The sequence below is a fragment of the Pseudomonas grandcourensis genome (genome assembly GCF_039909015.1).
In the GTDB taxonomy this organism is placed as follows: domain Bacteria; phylum Pseudomonadota; class Gammaproteobacteria; order Pseudomonadales; family Pseudomonadaceae; genus Aquipseudomonas; species Aquipseudomonas grandcourensis.
On the sequence record NZ_CP150919.1, the window covers coordinates 4,338,641 to 4,353,815 of the forward strand.

The window sequence follows — 15,175 nt, forward strand, 5'->3', positions numbered from 1 at the left end:
CTTACTTAAAAATAGGACGAGCGCCATATTCTCAGCCTAGTGACCATATGTGTCAATGGTCACGACCCATGAAGCGTCCAGCTTCTCCCTGCGACAATAGAAACCGCACATAACATTGAAAATAGGCGAGCAAAGCTCAAATTACGTCAATTGACAGAATGTGACCATTACGTAATATGGTCACAAACACCCTCTATTGAAGGAATCTCAATGCCTCCCCTCCGTCCAATTACTCTTTTGGTCAGCGCCGGCTTAATGGCAGGCTGCGCGGTCGGTCCGGACTACCATCGTCCAGACGCTCCGCTTTCGGATCGTTACTTGGGTCAGCCTTCTGTCGAACAGCGGCGTGGAGCGACACCGACCAGCCTTGTAGCCTGGTGGGAAGGCTTTGGTGATCCAGTGCTGACCGACTTCATCTCCAAGGCGCTTGAGCAGAATCTGGACCTGGCGCAAGCGTCGGCGCGAGTCACGCAGGCGCGGGCCGGACTAGGTGCTGCAAATGCCGCTCTACTCCCCTCAGGGAACCTCAGCGGACAGGCCGCGCGCTCCTACCAGTCAATCGAGACGCCGCTTGGCCAGGTGTTGAACTCAACGCCTGGCTATGATCGGTACGCAAGCTCCTACGAGGCCAACCTCGATGCCAGCTGGGAGGTAGATGTCTTTGGCGGATTGCGCCGCGGACGCGAGGCTGCTTTGGCCGAGTACCAGGCTTCCCAGGCGGGCGTCGCTGCCACACGATTGGCCATCGCCGCGCAGACCGCTGACATCTACATCACTATCCGCGGACTGCAAACCCGGCTGGACATTGCGAATAGGCAAGTCAAGACGCAGCAGGATTTGTTAGAGAAAGTCCAATTGCTCTACAGCAAGGGGCTCGCCGCCAATTATCAGGTTCGCCAGACCGAGGGGGAGCTATCGCAGGTCCAAGCGACAGTGCCGGTCCTGCAGAGCGGTCTGGATGCTGCCATGAATGCGCTGGATGTAATGCTCGGCACGCCACCAGGCACTCACCGCACGCAACTGGCAAGTGCGGGGAGCATTCCTGTAGCGCCGCAGATAAAGGCGATGGGAACGCCGGCCGATTTGCTGCGCCGCCGGCCAGATCTCATTGTGGCTGAGCGCCGTCTTGCGGCTTCAAACGCACGCATCGGGGAAGCGATTGCCGAGTACTACCCGAAATTCTCCCTTAGCGCATTGCTGGGCAGTGCCACGGCTGTATCCGCAGGCAACCTTTTTACCGGCGGCGCCAGCCAGTCGGCGGGCGTATTGGGACTGCGCTGGAGACTCTTCGACTTCGGTCGCATAAACGCCGAAATCGACCAGGCCAAGGGACAGGAAGCCGAAACCCTGGCCGCTTACCGTCAGTCCGTGCTGCGCGCCACCGAGGATGTCGAGAACGCGTTGTCCTCACTGGTGAATCGGGAAGCTCAAGCAACCATCCTCACCGCCGGAGAGGCGTCTCTGACACAGGCGCGCCAATCGTCGTTCATTGCCTATGAGAAAGGCACGGCCAGCCTGATCGATGTCCTGCACGCTGACGAGACGATGCTGCAGGCTTCTGATGCCCGAGCGCAAGCACGAACGGAATCGGCACGAGCGGCGGTTGCGGCATTCAAGTCGCTAGGTGGTGGCTGGCAACCTCCTGAAGCCCAGGCTGTTGCGACACGATGAGCTGATAAGGTGACGTGCTCTTAAAGGTCGGGAGGTAACGCGTGCTCCCGACCGGACACTCATCGTGTAACGGCATTCAACTAGAAGCGGTAACTGACGGAAGCACCGAGCCCGCTCGCACTGTTCTTGTATTTGGCACCGTATGCACCTCTGGTCGGCGAGGTCTGGTTGACCTGCACGCTCTCCTCCCACAGGTAGGAATAAGCAACATCGATCGTGACGTTGTCCGCCGGAGTCCAGCCAGCACCGAAGCTGACAACCTTCCGGTCGCCTGTAGGAATGCGTGGCCCCCGGTTTGTGTTGTTGGTGGGCGACTGATCAACCGAAAAACCTGCGCGAAGTACCCATTGGTTGTTCAGTTGATACGCCGCACCGATAGCGTGAGCCCACGTATCGTGCCAATTCTGCTCTTCGGTAATGGTGCCCAGCGCGCCGCTCAACGCAGGGGGTAAACCCGTGTTCTCGATGGTTAACTCTTTGAAGCGACTCCAGCGAGTCCAGGTGCTCCCCAAGTAGACGGTCCAGTCGTTATTGAGCTGATGAGTCACCGAGAAATCCACTGACTCTGGGGTATCCACATCCAGCGAAGCGTCATAACTCTGGCCGCTGACCCCCAACACGCTAAAGATGCCGTCAGTGACCTTTGTCTTGGCATCCAATTTATAACTGACCTTGGAATGGTAGGTCATGCCCAAACGGGTTCGGTCTGTAGCCTGCACCAGGATACCGGCGTTGAAACCGAGGGCCGTGTCGTCACCCGTGCTTTTGAGTTTTCCGTCATTGCGACCAGGGCTAAGTGGATTGGGCACCATACCGGACAGCTCACCGCTGATTCGGTTGATGGTCGGACCGAACCCGATCGAAACTCTGTCGTTGAAGGCATAGCTGATAGTGGGCTGGAACGTAAGGGTCGTGACCTCGCTTTTGTTAGCGTAATAACGCCCGGCGAAACCGCTGCCATAGTCAGTCATCAGACCAAAAGGTACATAAAAACCTACACCGAACGCCCAATGCTCATCGATAGGTTTGACGTAGTAACCCATAGGCACGGTGGTGGTTGGCACCATGTCGCCATCTTCCTGGCCGCCGAATGTACTGCGGGTCTGGCTTATGTCGGACTTGGCAAACAGGGTCGCAGCCCCCACGCTGACCTGCTCTCTTTTCAAGCGAGACATTCCCGCGGGATTACCGAATACCGTACTCGCATCTTCAGCAGAAGAGGAACGACCGGCAAACCCCGATCCCATCCCACTGATGCTCTGTTCATTAAGAGCGAAGCCGCTTGCAAAAACGTTTGAGGATGCGAGCACGACAGCAAGGCCAAATGGGGTCTTGAGCACTATTTTTTTCATTGTTTGAACTCTATGGGTATCACTGAGATGAAACAGTAGAAGCGACGCATCACCATATTTGTTCATATGACCAATTCAGTCAATAGTCACTACGCAGATAAATAAAATGCCCTTCGACGGATGGAAGAAGGGCAAAGTGAGAGCCGTTTTGGTGATCTGTCGCTTACCCGGGTATGCCGTAAACCTTTAGCCGAAGGTCAAGGCATGAGGCTACGCAAGATGAGGTTGGAAGTGAGCATGGGCGCTTCCTCGACGAAATCGAGGTTGTACTGCAGCAGCAAAGGGTTGACGAATGGTCGCAGCGCGAGATGTATCGCTTCTACTGTCTCGTCCAGCGGAGTCTTGCGTTCAAATTCGCCAATCTCTCGCCCCTCTCGCACGATTTGCAACACGAAGCGTTTGATCTGTGCGTCATAAGCCTGCGTACTGGGCCAGCTTTCCGACGCCGCGAACGCTGCAATGTCATAGAGTTTTCGGTCGTTAAAGAACAGATTCACACCTGTGGCGATCACTGCTTTGACCAGACGTCGAAAGCGCTCCGTCGGCGACAGGTCTTCTACATTGATAGCCTGCTCCACAGCCGCGACGATTTCTGCCAGACAATTTGCGCAGATTGCTTCACCGATCGCCTGCTTGGAATCAAAAAATTTGTAGATGTAGGCCTTTGAAAACCCGATGGCCTTGGCCAGGTCGGAAACCGTGGTTTTGCCATAGCCGTATTGACTGAAGTGTTCGTTTGCCGCCGCGACAATCTGATCGCGAATGTCGTGATCAACTGGGCCACGTGAGCTGGGCGAAGATATTGATGGCTGATTCATGGAAATAGCTTACTCACCCTTTCGAGGACTTAAAAATTGTGACCAGTGATATATATAGTCACAAATCGAACGTTTGGAAACCACAGTTGATCAGATTTGAAACGGGCTGACGTTTTGAGTAATCGCACATGGCGGATTAGCGTTCCAAAAGTTCATTGTCGCTAACGCTAGACGGTTCCATCCCCTTCTCCTCGTGCTGGTGACGAAGCTCAGCCCAGTCTATCAGGGCAGTCATAGCCGGGCCCAGTGCATGACCCAGCACCGTCAGCGCGTACTCCACCCGCGGCGGCACCTCTGGGTATACGGTGCGTTGAACGATGTCATCCTGCTGAAGCCCTTTCAACTGCTGAATGAGCATCTTCTGCGTGACATCGGGAATGAGCTTTTCCAGTTCGGAGAACCGAAGCGGCCGGCCTTTAGCGGCCATCAGCTCATTGATGATCACAATTTTCCATTTGCCCTCCAAAACGCGAAGCGTAGCGTTTATAGCGGCTGACCAGGCCTGCCGTCGTAAAGGGTTCCCACATTCCCACTCGCGCTCCATTGATACTTACCTTTTGGTGGGTTACAGACTAAAACGTAGGTTCTTGCGGATATTGCAGTGCTGATACTAACGTATCTGGACTTTGAATCCCTGGAGGCACTATGAAAATTGCGATCGTTGGTATTGGATCTATCGGCGGAACCCTTACCCGAAAGCTTGTCACTGCTGGCCACGAAGTCAGTGTGGCCAACTCTCGGGGAAAAGAGGCGGTGAGCGCCTTTGCCAAGGAAGCAGGTGCCGTTCCTTGTGACTTGAAAGATGTCTTCGACAGCGCCGATGCTGTAATTATTTCCATTCCCCAACCGGCCATGGCGGCGCTTCCCAAGAACCTTTTGGCCGCATTGCCATCCTCGGTTCCAGTGGTCGACACGAGTAATTACTACCCGGGCCTGAGAGACGAGCGCATCGCCGCTTTGGAAAATGGTCAAACCGAGAGCGTCTGGGTCAGCGAGCAGCTTGGCCGACCGGTAATCAAGGCCTTCAACAATATTCTTGCTTATTCGCTGGAGAATCTTGGTAAGCCAAAAGACGCCGAAGGCCGCCTGGGCGTAGCCGTTGCGGGGGACGATGAAAGTCATAAGCGTCTCGTGATGCAACTTGTCGATGACGTTGGATTCGAGCCAGTCGACAGTGACAGCCTGGAGGATTCATGGCGTCAACAACCCTGTACGCCAGCGTACTGCTGCGATTACACCGCTGATGAGATGCGTCCGGCGCTGAATGCCGCAGTCAAGGGAGCCGCAGCACAGAAGCGCGAAGCGTTCAATACGCAACTCCCTGCCCTGTTCGCCAAAAATCCCTCTCATCATGACGTAGTTGAATTTAATCGGAGCTTCAACACGGCAAGCTGAATTCGTCGTCACCGATCTAACCAGAAGCCACGCTTGCCAGAGCTTGGCACGCTACTGACTTATTGGAAGACAGTATCTGATAGTGCTTCTGTGCTGAGTGCCGACTTAGCTCGCCGATATTGCCGCCTGCCCATAGGTATCCGCTTTGAGGTGATAGCTGCCTTTAATACCGGCGGCTCTCGGCCAGAGGTGGTCTGTTACGTATCCGCGCGGATCGCCCCGATACCGCAGCAGCCGATCATAAAAAAGAACCGAAAACGCGCAAATTGCGTCCTTGATATCCATCGAAGATTCCACCCAGAGCCAGTGGTTTTGTGGGGGTAAAAACGCCAAATAATAAAAAGGGGTCGCGAGATAAAATCTCGCAACCCCTTGAATTATATGGTCGGGACGGAGTGATTCGAACACTCTACCCCTAGCACCCCATGCGCTTACTGCGTGTAATTCCATGGATGCTAGTAGCTCCTAGCGGAAAGCCTAAACCTAGTAAATGCAAGGTATTCAGCCTATATTGACGTCTATCACGATCCATATACATCCACCGGTAGCCGGGCGATTCGGTGGGGCAAAAGTGGGGCAAAATTCCAAAGCAGTGGAATCAGGCATGGGGTAGACAGTGGCAAAACTAACGGCGAAGCAACTGGAGGTGCTCACCTCCGCGGATGACGGTAGGACGTTGCGCGAAGACGGTGGCCTGACAGCCAAAGTACGCGCGGGTGTACGCGGCGTTACTGTACTGTTTCGCTACGAGTTCAAACTGCACGGAATCAAACGCGATCACCGACTGGGCAGTTGGCCCAAAAAATCGCTGGCGCAGATCCGTGCCGAGCGTGACGAAATGAGAGTGAGCGTCACTAAAGGCGTAGACCCCAGCATCGCCCGCAAGGCCGCCAGGATCGAGGCCCAAGCAGCCATCATCGCCACCATTGCCAACGCCGAACGCGAGTCCGCCGAGAACAAGACAGTCACTGATCTTTTCGAGGAGTGGATGCGCGACGGCGTGTCCCGCCAGGACGGCAACACCGAACTGCGCCGCAGCTTTACCAAAGATGTGTTACCAATCATTGGCAATAAGCCGCTGCGTAACCTCACCGAGAAAGATCTGCTCACCGTCCTGCGCTCGGTCAAAGCCCGCGGCCTGAACCGCGCCGTTGTGATTCGTAGTAAGGACATCGGCCAGATGCTACGCTGGGCCGAGAAACGCAAGCCGTGGCGCGCCCTAATGGTCGATGGAAATCCGGCCGACTTGATAGACGTCAACAAACTGCTCGATCACGACTACCAAGAACAACGCGACCGCCTCCTTTCCATCGACGAAATCCGCGAACTGCGCGATATCTTCGCCCGCCTGGAGCGCGACTACGACGCCCTACCCGCCGGCCAGAAATATTCAGGCATCCGACCGGTGAATCCACGCGTGCAATGCGCCGTCTGGATCTGCCTCAGTACGCTCTGCCGCATTGGCGAACTGCTCAAGTCCGAGTGGCGCCATGTCGATCTGGAAAAAGGCACATGGCTCATCCCGGCCAACGCCACCAAAGGACACAAAGGCAAACGGCAGGATCATCATGTTTTCCTGTCATCATTCGCTGTGAAGCAGTTCAAGCGCCTGAAAGAAAAATCCGGGCACACCCCTTTTTGCTTTCCTAGCAAAGATGAAAGCAACCACGTCGATACGAAGACCGTAAGCAAGCTGATCGGCGACCGGCAGTGCTCTTTCAAGAACCGTAAAAACCCGCTATCCGGTCGCCATCATGATGACTCGCTAGTGCTAAGCCAAGGAAACAGCCGGGAATGGACACCGCATGACTTGCGTCGTACGGGAGCGACCATGATGCAGGAACTGGGTGTACCGCTGGACATCATCGACCGCTGCCAGAACCACTTGCTGGGTGGCTCAAAAGTCCGCCGGCATTATCTGCACTATGACTATGCCAAGGAGAAAAATGAGGCATGGAACATACTGGGGCAGCATCTCGAGACGATCTTCGCTTGCCCAAGCCATCGGCGCTGATTGAAAACTGATCCAGCCTTTACTGGGTTAGTTTTAGATCAGCGGCAACACCCCCATCAGCAGTCGCTGATTCAGAGCTGCCTTCTCCCACAGGAAACTCCAGGTCGCCTTCATCCGCGTTATGTCCTTCAGTTCCTATGCCATCAGAAGCTAGAAGGTGCGAGAGAACTCGATTTGCTCGCCAAGCACGCAACGAAATCGTGGATCCGAGTCGGCCGAAAAAGACGGCAATATCGCAATGCCCGCTTCTGTGGCTGTGGCCTGCTGCTGGGTAAGGATGCTGGTACTGCGTAGTGCAATATGTCGTGATTCACGTATGTAATTCAGGCGCATCAACTCCTTGCTATCAGGAGATCCTCGATATGGCTGACGAAACAGTAATGACGAAGGTCGTCGCGATGACGGATCGGTGGATGCCGCTCGAAGTAGTCAACCGATGTATACAGTTTGAGCACGTATTCGGTGAGCTTGGTGATGATAAAAGGCGGCAGAAAAGCCTGGATATGTTTCTCCGGCTCGTTATCGAAGATACCCATGAATTGATCAGAGCAAAAGTGATACTTATCACCTTTGTATTCCTCCTCCCGATGGCATATTAAAGCGGGGTCATCCGGCTCAGTAAATACCGTTGGCAACTAGCAGCACTGACAGAGTTTGGCCAGGCCGAAGTTCTTGAGGGTTCAACCTCGCACTTACTGCGTTTGAGCAGCGGCGCACTGAATCGTGTCTCGATGTCGGAACCCCGTTTACTGACGGCCGATGGCGCGATGAATGCCCGCTCTTTGGCGCGTGCAATGGTGCTCTCTTCGAAAATCCGAATGAACAGGTGCAAAGTCAAATGATCCAGGTGCTGCATCATGTCCATCCCTCAAGTCGCATCGTGCCACGAACCAAACGTTGCTCTTCGCTTCCAATTGATCGACGCGCGCTCAGGACCAACGCCTCCTCACTACCAGCCCCAGCAATTCTCGATGTCCGCTGACTCCCACCTTTCGATAAAGCCGCTTTATGTAGGTAGCGGCGCTTGAGCGCTGGATGCCCATCAGGGGCGCTATCTCTTCCGCCCCCAGGCCATTGAGCAAATGCCTTAGCAGCTCACGGTCCCGACGAGTCAGTTCAGGATAGAGCTGCTCGACGCGTTGACTTAGCACGGACGGCATCTGGTTGGCTTCGACATAAGCGCGATAGTGCAATCGCGTGACTTGAATCAGTAGCGGCGCAACCGACTCGATAAATTCAATGTCGCGCTGATTGAAGTTACCGTGCTCACGACCTCGATAGAAGTTGATCGACAGCCAAGCCCCGCCCTCTTCCTGATGATTGAGCAAGGCCATGCGCTGAGATATTTGCGGTTGCTCGTAGCAGACCCGCCGATAGTCACGATGGGTGATGTCTTCAACTGATTGAAGCTGAGCCAGGATTCGCGCGTCGCCGTATTTTGCCCGATGGCCGAGCATCGCTTGGCGGTTGCCGTCCAGGCTGTGAAAACGCTCGACGTAGTCCCGGGAGATGCGCGATATCTGCACGAGTCTTGCCTGATCGGAGCACGACAACACCTGCGGCTCCTGGCCTTGCGGATAAGCGAAAATTGTACATTGAGCCAGCGGCATTTCACCCCGTACCAGGGTCAGTAACTCTGCCGCCAACCAGGTTCGGCAGTCCTCGCCTACCCGAGCCAATAGATGAGCAATTTCCCCCGTCGTCAATGGGCTCTGATGGTAAACGTTGGTAAGCAGCCAGTGGTTCATTCAGGTATGAGTTCACGTGATGAAAATTGGCGTTCATGGGGTAGCGTGCGCACCAGCATTGCAGCCACCAGTAACAGCAGCGCAGCGTACAGACAACCGGCGGTATAGGTATGGGTAAGGTCTTTCAGCCAGCCGACCACTAAGGGGTTAAGGGCAGACCCCAGATTACCCACTGCATTGATCACCGCGATGCCCACCGCCCTGGCTTGAAAACTTAATGAGCGATCCGGCAGGGTCCAGAAAATCGACATGGCCGTATAGGAACCCGTCGCCGCCATGCAGACCCCGGCCAGCTGCACGATCGGCTCACTCGACAGGGCCGTGCAACACCAGCCTGTTGCAGCCAGCAGCATTGGAAGCGCCAGGTGCCAACGCCGCTCCTGGGTCAGGTCCGAGTGTCGGCCCCAGAGGATCATGCCAATGATGGTGCATATTTGCGGAATTGCCGACAACAATCCGATCAGCGTATTGCTCTGGCCAGTGCTGAAGCTCTTGACGATCAACGGCGTCCAGACTGCGATCATCGCTAAGGTGTTGACCAGGCAAAAGTACACCAGACAGAACAGAATCACCGATGGCGACAGCAACTCACGTCCCCAGTGAGCGTGAGGGGAAGGTGCCTGACGGTCACGCTCGATCAACTCGGCCAACTGCAGCTTCTCATCGTCGCTCAACCAGTGTGCCTTGCGCGGCTGATCATCCAGATAACCGTACACCGCCAGACCGAGTACGACGCTGGGTAGTCCTTCAAGAAGAAACAGCCATTGCCAGCCTGCCAGGCCCCAGTGGCCATCCAGCCCCAAAATGGCGCCGGACAAGACCGAGCCAAAGCCCGCGGTAAACGGCATGGCGATCATGAACAGCGCATTGGCACGAGCCCGGTACGCAGCTGGAAACCAGAACGTCATGTACAACAGCACCCCGGGCAGAAATCCTGCCTCGGTGATACCTACCAACGCACGCAACCAATACAGACTGGCTGCGTCATGCGCAAACAGGGTGGCTGTCGACGCGAGTCCCCAAGCAATCATCAGGCTGCCAATCCAGCGACGGGCGCCGAGTTTCGCCAGGACCATGTTGCTGGGGATGCCGCAGGCGATGTAGGCCAGGTAAAAAATCGTCGTTGCCATACCGAACTGGGTACTGCTCAAACCCAGATCGTCCATCATAGTCAGCCCGGCGAAGCCGATGTTGATACGGTCCAGAAATGAAAAAACGAAGCAGATGAAAAGAAACCACAGCAGGCGTTTCGAAACCTTGGCAATGACCGGCGGTTGAGCGCCGGTCTCCACGCCAGGGGTCACAGCAGGACGGGATGGCATAGGGATGATCCTGTTCTTGTAATTATTGGCTGGCGCGAAGCTTTACAGGTCTTGTCCGGCGCATTCGATCAGTGCGTCGAAGCGCTCGGCATCGTTCAGTGCCTCGGCCGCCAGTAGTGCCAGCTTGACCAGAAACAACTCGCTGTCGTTACCCGTACGATCAATCGCCTCGGCAAGTCGGTCATAGGCGCGTTCGAGGTCTGTTACGTTCATTGACTGGCTCATGGGTGGTCACTCCCGTTGTGGCCAAGGGCCTGGTTCAATCCATGGCGCAAACGCTCGCCATCCAAATGCAGCCAGCGGGCGCAGACGTGCTGGTCCGGGCGTGCCAGATAGGCGGCGCCTGCATGCTGCACGCCATAACGCGTGCTGAACAGATCGTCGCAATCGGCCAGGGTCAGGTCGGCGTGTTGCACCTGAAGGACTCCATTCATGGCGATCGCGATCACTTGAATCGGCACTCCCTGACGGCGTAGCGCCTGGACTTGGGCAACGACTTCGACATCGAGTGCCGCCGCGTCAGTGAAGCAAATCAAATGATAAGCGGGCGCCAACTCATCGAAGAGATAGTGCTGCTCTGCCAGACGTACATTCAGCAACGGTGCACCGTTGCGCGGCCCGCCGGTAAACAATTGATTATCGTCGTTCACCGCGTTGAGTTGCGAATCGGCATAATCGTGAGCCCTTGAAGTCCGCCAGTGATAGAGCGGGCGCACGAACTCGCGGGTCAATGACAGCGACAGCACCGCGTCGCGTAATAACCGATAGCCACGACTGGGTGGCGCCATGAACCGCGTGCTCTTACCAGCCTCTTCAATGATTTCCCGAGCGGCCTTCACCCGTTCGTCACTGTAGGATGCCAGCAGTCCGGCACCGGCCAGGCCTTTGATGTGCAGGGCCAGTTTCCAGCCAAGGTCGTGGCAGTCCTGGAAGCCGGTATTGGCCCCGCGCACGCCGAAAATCGGTAACAGGTGCGCCGCGTCTCCGGCGAAAATCACGCGGTGGTTGATGTACTCCGCCAGGGTCAGCGCCCGGGCCGAGTACACCGAACTCCAATCCAGTTCCCATACCGGGTTCTCGACGCCGAGCATCGCCAGTTGCGCATCGATGCGCTCACGCAAGGAGTCGGGGTGCAGCGCCTGCTCGGGCGTTTCGTCCACGGGCAACTGGTAATCGATGCGCCAGATATCCCCGGGCTCGCGGTGCATCAACACGGTATTGCCGGGATTCCAGGCGGGATCGAAAAATGCCAGGCGTTCGGTCGGCAGATCGAGCTTGATGCGGATGTCGGCAATCACGAACCGCCCTTCATAGGACGCCCCTTCAAGCTTGAGACCCAGCAACGAGCGAAGTCCGGAGCGGGCGCCATCAGCAGCCACCACCCAATCGGCCTGCAGGGTATAGGTATCGCCCGGGGTATCGACTTGCAACACCGCACCGTCGACGCCTTGCTCGATATCGATGACTTTGTTGCCCCAACGCAATTCGATCAGCGGTTGTGCTTGGGCGGCCTCTACCAGATGTTGCTCGAGGTACTGCTGTTGCAGGTTGGTCATCGGCGCAAAACGATCGTGCTCGTCGACCGGGGCTTCCATGCGAAAAACTCGCTGGCCGCGGTAGTACGAATTGCCGAAACGCCAGGGCAGACCCTGTTCGGACACCACCCCGGACACCCCCACTTGCTGGAAAATCTCCATGGAGCGACGGGTGAAAACAATTGCGCGACTACCTTCACAGACTTGCTGTTGAGCGGCTAGAACAGTGTTTCTGATACCGAAGCGCGCCAGTTCGAGCGCCAGCGTCAAGCCAATAGGTCCGGCCCCCACAATCGCCACAGACGATTGATTGTCGACGCCTGGGTACGGCACGAAAGCAGGATAAACCTGATAAGGGAAATAAAGAGATTGATGGGGTACGACTTGAGGCTGATGCATGGTTCCGGTAGCTCCCGGTTTATTGTTATCGGGGACAGGTTTTCTGGAGCCACTCTAAATCCAGGCGCTCAAGGGGATGTCCCCTGCAGAGGACATCTTGCTGACGCTCGCCAATCATATCCCTCTGGTGCGTCGCGTTATCGGCGCTCCACCGCTCTGATGCCCTCGCGACCCCCTCCTCCCGTCTTGCGTATGGCATCCCCGGCCGCGAGCGCTGGGCCTCGTCCTGGTCAGGATCGACGGTAATGCGCACCGGCACACGCTGTGCCAGCTTGACGAAGTTGTCGGTGGCATTGTCCGATTGCGGCAGGGCAAATTCGGGACCGGTGACGGCGAGATACGCTGCACATGACCGCGCAATTGCTGGTGGTCGAGGGCATCGACGGAAAAAGTCACCGGCTGGCCGATACGGACTTAATCCATTTGGGTACCTTTCATGTTTGCGATCACCCAAAGCGTATTGGGTACCAGTAGTTCAAGCGCCTGAAAGAAGAGACCGGCAATATCCCTTTTTGCTTTCCCAGTAAGGAGGAAAGCAACCACGTTGATACAAAGAAAGCTGATCGGCGACCGGCAGTGCTCTTTCAAGCACCGCCGAAACCCGCTATCCGGTCGCCATCACGATGACTCGCTAGCGCTAAGCCGCGGCAACAGCCGGGAATGGACACCGCATGACTTGCGTCGAACGGGAGCGACCATGATGAAGCAACTTAGTGTTCCGCTGGATATCATCGATCGCTGCCAGAACTATTGGTGGGTGGCTCAAAGGTCCGCCGGCATTATCTGACTATGCCAAAGAGAAAAATGAGGCATGGAACATGCTGGGGCAGTATCTCACGACGGTCTTCGCAAGCTAAATTCATGTGCGAAAGTGCCCAACCGCAGCATTCAACTCTCCATCCACCTGCTGGAGTTCGAGCGTCAACCGCTGCAATTTCACACTTTCTTGGGCGCTCTCCTCTGCCACTTCGCGCACTCGAACGATGTTCTGGCTAGCCTGTTCCGCCAAAAACCGCTGTTGCTCCGCGGCCCCGGAGATTTGTTTGTTCATCCGTTCAATGCTTGATACGGCGCGAGTAATTCGTGTCAATGCCTGAGATGCCTGACCAGCAAGGATCACTGTTTCACCTGTCAGCGCATGGCTAGCCTGTAGCCGCTCAGTTGCCTGCTGGGCGACGCCACGCAGGCGACTGATCAAGTCCTCGATTTCAGCGGTAGAACTCTGCGTGCGGCGTGCCAGACCACGAACTTCGTCAGCTACTACGGCGAATCCACGACCGTTTTCACCTGCTCGAGCTGCTTCTATAGCCGCATTTAATGCCAGTAAATTAGTTTGTTCTGCTACAGCTTTAATCACATCAAGAATGCCGCCAATAGCCGTACTTTCTGCCAGTAACGATTGCATTGCTTCATCGCAGCCTGTCATTTCCAAAGCCAGTTGGTTGATCTTGGAGCCCGCTTGGCGTGCCAAATCGTCACCTTCGCGCGCCTGGTCATCAGCAAGAGCTACTGCCGCGCTAGCGTCCTTGACGTTACGTGCGACTTCGCCGGCCATCATAGTCATCTGTTGCATTGCGGTAGCGGCGATTTCAGTCTCCTGTCGTTGTCTCTCAACTCCCTGGCTGCTGCGCTGAATGACTTCTGCCAGGCTTCCTGCCGTTCCATTGAGCAGGCCTACCCCGGTACCAATTCGACCAACCAATCCTCTCAGGCTACCCAGCATGCTATTGACAGTATCCAATAGTTGCCCAAGCTCATCGTGCCGAACGCTTACACCATCAGGCGCACAACTCAGGTCACCTGCAGCAACCTGTCGAGCCAAATGAACAGCCCGACGCAACGGCTGCAGTATCAAATGACGTATTAATAGACTCGCACCAATACCCAGCGCTAACGCCAGCAAGCTAATAAGGCCAAGCTGACTGTACGCGTTGCGACCATCGCGTTGAATCGCCTGGCTCTGAAATTGGTTGGCCTTATCCAACAACTCGCTGACTTGCTGGGTTTGCGCGTTCATCGCTTCGCTACTAAGAGCGCTTTGCTTGCGGCTGGCAACGAACTGTTCGAAGGCTTTTCGATAATCAGCCAGTGCATGACTTGCAGTCTGAAGCGAAACCTTTTCCTGATCATCGAGATTGAGCACCTGCATTGAAGACAGTAGGTCGCTCATGCGCATCTCCCAATCGCTACGGAAGCGCTCCTCAGCATCCAACGAATAATAAAGCTCGCTATCACGGAGCTTGGCCAGCTTGTCACGTAGAGCAGTGGTCTGCTCCAGTAACAACAGTTGCCCGCTGTCCGGAGAAGTACCTCGTTCCTGCTGTGCACTCATTGCATCAAGCTGATCGAGAAATACCAAGGTGAAGCTTTCTCCCGCTGTCTGCGCGAGTGTTTGCATGCGCAAGCGAGCCTCTCGTGCTTGCTGAAGAGACTCCGCATAACTTAGGAACTGCTTTAAATAGTCGCTGGACGCCTCCCGCATCGCGATGTCGGCGTTATTTTTTTGCGGGAGGCCATCAAAATGCCGAGTGAGCTGCTCAACTGCACCTCGCACTTGATCCTGTGCCTGAGGAGAAAGACTAAGTGCATATTCTTTTTCCGCGATACGAGCCTGCAGGACCAACGTTTGAATCCAGTCCTCGGTACGAAGTTGTTCACCACGACGCCCTAACAGACTCAAAGAATGGAAAGCGGTAATTCCCACCCCGAGAGTGAATAGCAACACCAACCCGAAACCGATCGACAGCTTGGCTCCTACCGAGAGATTACCCAGTAGTCGACTCACCAAAGACATACAAATATCCTCTTCACGCTAGTGGTGATGCAACCAGGAACAGGAAAACATGCCCACTGTCGGAGTCACTTATGCTTCGCCGACAAAGGCAGGGAGACTGACGGGATAATCCTGAACCAAGTCCAGG

14 protein-coding genes and 2 pseudogenes are annotated in these 15,175 nt (G+C 55.6%); 4 read left to right on the forward strand and 12 right to left on the reverse strand.

Annotated elements, in window-relative coordinates; genetic code table 11:
* Positions 1 to 210 precede the first annotated feature (210 nt).
* Positions 211 to 1,671, forward strand: a complete 1,461-nt coding sequence (locus AABM52_RS19335) for an efflux transporter outer membrane subunit (protein ID WP_347907520.1) — start codon at positions 211 to 213, stop codon at positions 1,669 to 1,671.
* Between the two features lie 80 nt (positions 1,672 to 1,751).
* Here the strand turns inward: AABM52_RS19335 and AABM52_RS19340 are convergent, their stop codons facing one another.
* The 3 genes from AABM52_RS19340 to AABM52_RS19350 all read right to left on the reverse strand — a co-directional run bounded on the left by AABM52_RS19340 (position 1,752) and on the right by AABM52_RS19350 (position 4,385).
* A complete protein-coding gene (locus AABM52_RS19340) occupies positions 1,752 to 3,023 on the reverse strand; it encodes an outer membrane protein transport protein (protein ID WP_347912658.1) in 1,272 nt (423 codons plus the stop codon).
* A 197-nt stretch (positions 3,024 to 3,220) separates the two neighbouring features.
* A complete protein-coding gene (locus tag AABM52_RS19345) occupies positions 3,221 to 3,841 on the reverse strand; it encodes a TetR/AcrR family transcriptional regulator (protein ID WP_347907521.1) in 621 nt (206 codons plus the stop codon).
* Between the two features lie 136 nt (positions 3,842 to 3,977).
* The gene (locus tag AABM52_RS19350; RefSeq protein ID WP_347907522.1) at positions 3,978 to 4,385 is read right to left on the reverse strand and encodes a helix-turn-helix domain-containing protein; all 408 of its coding nucleotides are present in this window, start codon (positions 4,383 to 4,385) and stop codon (positions 3,978 to 3,980) included.
* A 101-nt stretch (positions 4,386 to 4,486) separates the two neighbouring features.
* Between AABM52_RS19350 and AABM52_RS19355 the strand changes: the two genes are divergently transcribed.
* Positions 4,487 to 5,236: an NAD(P)-binding domain-containing protein gene (locus tag AABM52_RS19355; RefSeq protein WP_347907523.1), complete on the forward strand. Its 750-nt coding sequence runs from the start codon at positions 4,487 to 4,489 to the stop codon at positions 5,234 to 5,236.
* A gap of 105 nt (positions 5,237 to 5,341) precedes the next feature.
* Here the strand turns inward: AABM52_RS19355 and AABM52_RS19360 are convergent, their stop codons facing one another.
* Positions 5,342 to 5,521 carry a hypothetical protein gene (locus tag AABM52_RS19360; RefSeq protein WP_223509289.1) on the reverse strand — a complete coding sequence of 60 codons (180 nt, stop codon included), beginning with the start codon at positions 5,519 to 5,521 and terminating at the stop codon, positions 5,342 to 5,344.
* Positions 5,522 to 5,852: 331 nt separating this feature from the next.
* Between AABM52_RS19360 and AABM52_RS19365 the strand changes: the two genes are divergently transcribed.
* On the forward strand, positions 5,853 to 7,250 hold the full coding sequence (locus tag AABM52_RS19365) for a site-specific integrase (RefSeq protein ID WP_218497886.1): 1,398 nt from the start codon (positions 5,853 to 5,855) through the stop codon (positions 7,248 to 7,250).
* A gap of 332 nt (positions 7,251 to 7,582) precedes the next feature.
* On the opposite strand, the gene AABM52_RS19370 is transcribed toward AABM52_RS19365, so the two are convergent.
* The 7 genes and pseudogenes from AABM52_RS19370 to AABM52_RS19400 form a co-directional block, all read right to left on the reverse strand.
* Entirely contained in the window at positions 7,583 to 7,885 is a 303-nt protein-coding gene (locus AABM52_RS19370; protein ID WP_156385738.1) for a YHS domain-containing protein, read from the reverse strand.
* Complete coding sequence (locus AABM52_RS19375) at positions 7,846 to 8,115, reverse strand: LysR family transcriptional regulator (protein WP_330219618.1); 270 nt, start codon at positions 8,113 to 8,115, stop codon at positions 7,846 to 7,848. The genes AABM52_RS19370 and AABM52_RS19375 overlap by 40 nt, the downstream gene beginning before the upstream one ends.
* A 64-nt stretch (positions 8,116 to 8,179) precedes the next feature.
* Positions 8,180 to 8,998 carry a LuxR C-terminal-related transcriptional regulator gene (locus AABM52_RS19380; RefSeq protein WP_056723220.1) on the reverse strand — a complete coding sequence of 273 codons (819 nt, stop codon included), beginning with the start codon at positions 8,996 to 8,998 and terminating at the stop codon, positions 8,180 to 8,182.
* Entirely contained in the window at positions 8,995 to 10,320 is a 1,326-nt protein-coding gene (locus AABM52_RS19385; RefSeq protein ID WP_056723222.1) for an MFS transporter, read from the reverse strand. Before AABM52_RS19385 ends, AABM52_RS19380 begins: the two co-directional genes overlap by 4 nt.
* Positions 10,321 to 10,362: 42 nt before the next feature.
* On the reverse strand, positions 10,363 to 10,533 hold the full coding sequence (locus AABM52_RS19390; RefSeq protein WP_256353575.1) for a DUF2783 domain-containing protein: 171 nt from the start codon (positions 10,531 to 10,533) through the stop codon (positions 10,363 to 10,365).
* Between the two features lie 8 nt (positions 10,534 to 10,541).
* Positions 10,542 to 12,254, reverse strand: a complete 1,713-nt coding sequence (locus AABM52_RS19395; RefSeq protein WP_218497885.1) for an FAD-dependent monooxygenase — start codon at positions 12,252 to 12,254, stop codon at positions 10,542 to 10,544.
* 196 nt (positions 12,255 to 12,450) lie between these two features.
* Positions 12,451 to 12,725 (reverse strand): annotated as a pseudogene (locus AABM52_RS19400) (HlyD family efflux transporter periplasmic adaptor subunit); the annotation flags it as partial.
* 3 nt (positions 12,726 to 12,728) lie between these two features.
* Between AABM52_RS19400 and AABM52_RS19405 the strand changes: the two are divergent.
* Positions 12,729 to 13,111: pseudogene (locus AABM52_RS19405) on the forward strand (integrase); the annotation flags it as partial.
* A gap of 2 nt (positions 13,112 to 13,113) precedes the next feature.
* Here AABM52_RS19405 and AABM52_RS19410 read toward each other — a convergent pair.
* Positions 13,114 to 15,048 carry a methyl-accepting chemotaxis protein gene (locus AABM52_RS19410; RefSeq protein ID WP_218497884.1) on the reverse strand — a complete coding sequence of 645 codons (1,935 nt, stop codon included), beginning with the start codon at positions 15,046 to 15,048 and terminating at the stop codon, positions 13,114 to 13,116.
* Positions 15,049 to 15,175 lie beyond the last annotated feature (127 nt).